Raw genomic sequence first — 3846 nt, 5'->3', positions numbered from 1 at the left:
TTCCCGCCCCGCGGGGTCAGTCCCCCGTCATGGTGAGGGACCGCAGCCTCCGCATCGCGTACCAGGTCGCCCCGGCCGTGGTGACGCACAGCAGGGTGACACCCACCCCGAGGGAGACCTCGGAGGTCACCGTGCCGCCCTCGGCGATCCGCTGCGCGATCGACAGGGACCACTGCTGCACGCTGAGCGTCTGCGCGCCGGGCACCAGTTGTCCGAACAGCGCCTCCCACACCAGCGCGTAGATCAGGCCGATGACCACCGCGTTGCGGGAGATCACGCCCAGCATCAGGAAGATCGCGCCGTAGGCGACGGAGGCGACCGCCGCCGCCGTCGCGAAGGCCACCGCGACCTGCCGGTTGTTCTCGTTGAGCAGCACACCGGCGAGCAGGATCGACGGCACGGTGAAGAGCAGGGTGACGCCGACGGCGACGATCAGCTTGGTGAGGATGATCGTGGAGCGGCGCACCGGCGTGGCGAGCAGGTGCGCGATGGAACCGTCGTCGATCTCGGGGGCGATCGCGCCGGTGCCCGCGATGACACCGATCAGCGGCACCATCGCGGCCAGCGCGAAGCCGTTGAGGATCTCGACGGCCGCCCGGTCGTCGACCCCCGCCTGGATCCGGATGAGTGCGGCGATGAGCAGCAGGAGGGCGGGCAGGGCGAGCAGGAGGAGGGCCCTGCGGCGGCCCAGCAGGGCGCGGCGGGTCAGCCGCGCGACGGTCGGGTGGTAGGGACGCGGCCCGGCGGGGGCGCGGCCGGCCGGCTTCTGGGTGGTGACGGACATCGGACGGGCTCCTCAGGCGCTGACCAGGTAGGCGAAGACGCTCTCCAGCGACTCGTCCGAGGGCGAGACGGTGAGCAGACGGACCCGGTGGTCCCGGGCCAGACGGGGCAGGCGTTCCGCGAAGCGGTGGAAGTCGGACGCCTGGACGCGCAGCGCGTTCTCGGCGGCGTCGAACTCGATGCCCCCGACCGAGGGGTCGGCGATGAGCGCGGCGGCCAGCGTCCGGTCGTCGTCGGAGCGGATCAGGTACCGGTGGGGCCGGTCCGTCATCAGCCGGCGGATGCGCCGGAAGTCCCCGGAGGCGGCGTGCCGGCCGGCGACGATCACCTCGATGTGCGAGGCGAGCTGCTCGACCTCCTCCAGGATGTGGGAGGAGAACAGCACGGTGCGGCCCTCGTCCCCCATCCGGCGCAGCAGCTCCATCAGCTGCATGCGCTGGCGGGGGTCCATGCCGTTGAACGGCTCGTCCAGCAGGAGCACGGCCGGCTCGTGCACGAGGGCGGCGGCCATCTTGACCCGCTGCCGCATCCCCTTGCTGTAGCCGGAGACGCGGCGGTCGGCGGCGTACTCCATCTCCACGGTGGCCAGCGCCCGGTCGGTCGCGGCGCCGGGGTCGGGCAGGCCGTGCAACTCGGCGGCGGCGCGCACGAACTCCCGGCCGGTGAGGAAGTCGTACATCCCCTCGCTCTCGGGGACCAGTCCGATGGAGCGGTAGGCCTCGGCGTTGCGCCAGATGACCCGGTCGTCGAGGGTGACGCGCCCGGTGGATGGGGCCAGGAAGCCCGCCATCATGTGGATGAGGGTGGACTTACCGGCGCCGTTGGGGCCCAGCAGGCCGGTGACGCCGGGGCCGATCTCCAGGCTGACGTCGTTGACGGCGACGACGTTTCCGTACCAGCGGGAGACGTTGTCGATGTGCAGGGTGGCCACGGTCAGATCCCGACCTTCCGGTAACGGCGCGACAGGAGCAGCACGCACAGCGCGGAGACGCCGAGCGCGACCAGCAGGAAGACCAGGCCGGTGCCGGTGCCCGGTTCGGTGCCCACCGGGTAGTCGGTCCTCCCGCCCAGGAGCGCCCCCTGGATGCCGTCCAGCAGGGTGCCGGGGGACAGCAGGCCGAGCCAGGTGACGGCGGTGGTGCCGCCCTGGTCGTAGAGGACCCACTGCACGCTGATCACCGCGAAGTAGGGGATGGTCAGCGCGGCGATGACGGCGGCGACGCCGAAGCCGCGGCGGGGGGTGAAGGAGGCGATGAGCAGCGCGAGGCAGGCGTGCAGGACCGCGAAGATCGCCGCCATCGCCAGTCCCTGGCCGTACATGCGGATCTGGTCGGCGAAGTCGAGCTCGCCGAGCAGCGCTCCGATCCACATGATGGTCAGCGGGATCGCGGTGAAGATGAAGAGCGCGGCGGTCAGGGCGCCGAGCTTGGCCAGCACGTAGTCGACGCGCTCGATGGGCCGCGAGAAGTACAGCGGGGTGGTGTGGTGGCGCAGGTCCAGGGAGACCATCTGCGGCGCCGCCAACGCGATGTACAGGGCGATGAGCTGCGCCATGTACAGCGGGTACTGGCTGTAGCGGATCGGCAGTTCGTCCAGCCCGATGGTGATGGCGATCGCGACGAAGATGACCGCCGGGAAGCAGACGATCGCGAAGAGGAGGAACGGCATGACCTTGGAGCGGGCCGAGCGGCCCAGGCCGTAGGCGCCGCGCAGGGAGTGCTCGAACAGCGCGCGACGACCGGCGGAGCGGCCCAGGCGTTCGCCGGAGTAGCCGCGGTAGCCGATGTCGTGGATGCGGGCGTCGCCGCGTCCGCCGTTGCCGGCGGTGGTCGGACCGCCGCTCGGGGCGGTCGGGACGGTCGGTGCTCCGGTGGGCGTGCCGGGGGTCTCAGCGGGCATCGGCGGGGGCTCCCTTCCGCTCGTCGGGGGCGGCCGGGGTCGCGGACCGCTGCTGGAAGACCTCGGCGATGCGGTGGCGGCGCTGTTCCATGCGGACCAGTCCCAGGCCGAGGTCGGCGACGGTGTCGCGGACCAGGTCGTGCGCGTCCCGGATCCCGCCGGCCGGGCCGGTGGCGGACGGCTCGGGACGGGGGTCGGGCCGGTCGGTCGGGGCGGGCGACGCGGTCGGCTCCGGGAGTTCGACCAGCAGGAGCCTGCCGGGCTCCTCGGCCACGGTCAGACCGGCGGCGGTCAGGGCCTCCCGCAGAGCCGCCGTGCCGTTGGGGTGGGCGTCGCTGTCGGTGACCTCGACGGCCAGCGAGCCGATGTCGGCGGTGAAGCCGGTGGTGGCCTGCGAGCGCAGCAGCTTCCCACCGTCGATGACGACGATGTGGTCGCAGGTGCGCTCCAGTTCCCCCAACAGGTGGGAGGTGACGAGCACCGAGATCCCGAAGTCGGTGTGGACGCGACGGATCAGGCCGAGCATCTCGTCGCGGCCGGCCGGGTCCAGGCCGTTGGTCGGCTCGTCCAGCAGCACCAGTTCGGGGTCGTGCACCAGGGCCTGGGCGAGCTTGACCCGCTGCTTCATGCCGGTGGAGTAGCCACCCATGGGGCGGTAGCGCTCCTCGTACAGCCCCACGTGCCGGAGGGTGTCGGCGGTCCGCTCCCGGGCGGCGGTGCGGGGCAGGCCCGACATCCGGGCCATGTGCACCACGAACTCGGTGGCCGAGACGTCCGGCGGCAGGCAGTCGTGTTCGGGCATGTAGCCGACCCGTTCACGGATGGCCGAGCCGTCGCTCGCGCTGTCCCGTCCCAGGACCCGGGTGCTGCCCTCGGAGGCGGGGGCCAGCCCCAGCAGGATCTTGATCAGGGTGGATTTGCCGGCGCCGTTGGCGCCCACCAGACCGGTGACCCCCGGCCCGATGTCCACGGTCAGCCGGTCCAGCGCGGTGACCCCGGGGTACCGCTTGCTGAGGCTGTGGGTCTCGATGACTGTCACAGCCCCGACGGTAGACCCACAAGATTCCCGGAGTCGTCCCCCCGTGGGGGCACCCCCGGGAGGAAGTGGGTCGGTCCGCAGGGGGACGGGGCGTCCGTCGCCGGTCCCCCGGGGGGAAGGAGCAC

At 72.3% G+C, this 3846-nt stretch carries 4 protein-coding genes; all 4 read right to left on the bottom strand.

Annotated features, from left to right (window positions below; genetic code table 11):
• Positions 1–16 precede the first annotated feature (16 nt).
• From FNQ90_RS15395 to FNQ90_RS15380, 4 genes are read right to left on the bottom strand one after another with little or no spacing between them, the layout of a single operon-like run.
• Positions 17–784: an ABC transporter permease gene (locus FNQ90_RS15395; protein ID WP_182606904.1), complete on the bottom strand. Its 768-nt coding sequence runs from the start codon at positions 782–784 to the stop codon at positions 17–19.
• A 12-nt stretch (positions 785–796) separates the two neighbouring features.
• On the bottom strand, positions 797–1714 hold the full coding sequence (locus tag FNQ90_RS15390; protein ID WP_143618830.1) for an ABC transporter ATP-binding protein: 918 nt from the start codon (positions 1712–1714) through the stop codon (positions 797–799).
• A gap of 2 nt (positions 1715–1716) precedes the next feature.
• Complete coding sequence (locus FNQ90_RS15385; protein ID WP_228471233.1) at positions 1717–2682, bottom strand: ABC transporter permease; 966 nt, start codon at positions 2680–2682, stop codon at positions 1717–1719.
• The gene (locus FNQ90_RS15380; protein WP_182606903.1) at positions 2672–3721 is read right to left on the bottom strand and encodes an ATP-binding cassette domain-containing protein; all 1050 of its coding nucleotides are present in this window, start codon (positions 3719–3721) and stop codon (positions 2672–2674) included. The genes FNQ90_RS15385 and FNQ90_RS15380 overlap by 11 nt, the downstream gene beginning before the upstream one ends.
• Between the last annotated feature and the right edge of the window lie 125 nt (positions 3722–3846).

The sequence above is a fragment of the Streptomyces alkaliphilus genome (assembly GCF_014141535.1).
In the GTDB taxonomy this organism is placed as follows: Bacteria; Actinomycetota; Actinomycetes; order Streptomycetales; family Streptomycetaceae; genus Streptomyces; species Streptomyces alkaliphilus.
The sequence above is the reverse complement of the archived record's forward strand: the minus strand, read 5'-3'. Positions and strand labels throughout refer to the sequence as shown.

What these genes read in the sequence shown, in the direction of transcription:
- FNQ90_RS15395 (WP_182606904.1), bottom strand. Translation starts at nt 784, where the DNA reads ATGTCCGTCACCACCCAGAAGCCGGCCGGCCGCGCCCCCGCCGGGCCG.
- FNQ90_RS15385 (WP_228471233.1), bottom strand. Translation starts at nt 2,682, where the DNA reads ATGCCCGCTGAGACCCCCGGCACGCCCACCGGAGCACCGACCGTCCCG.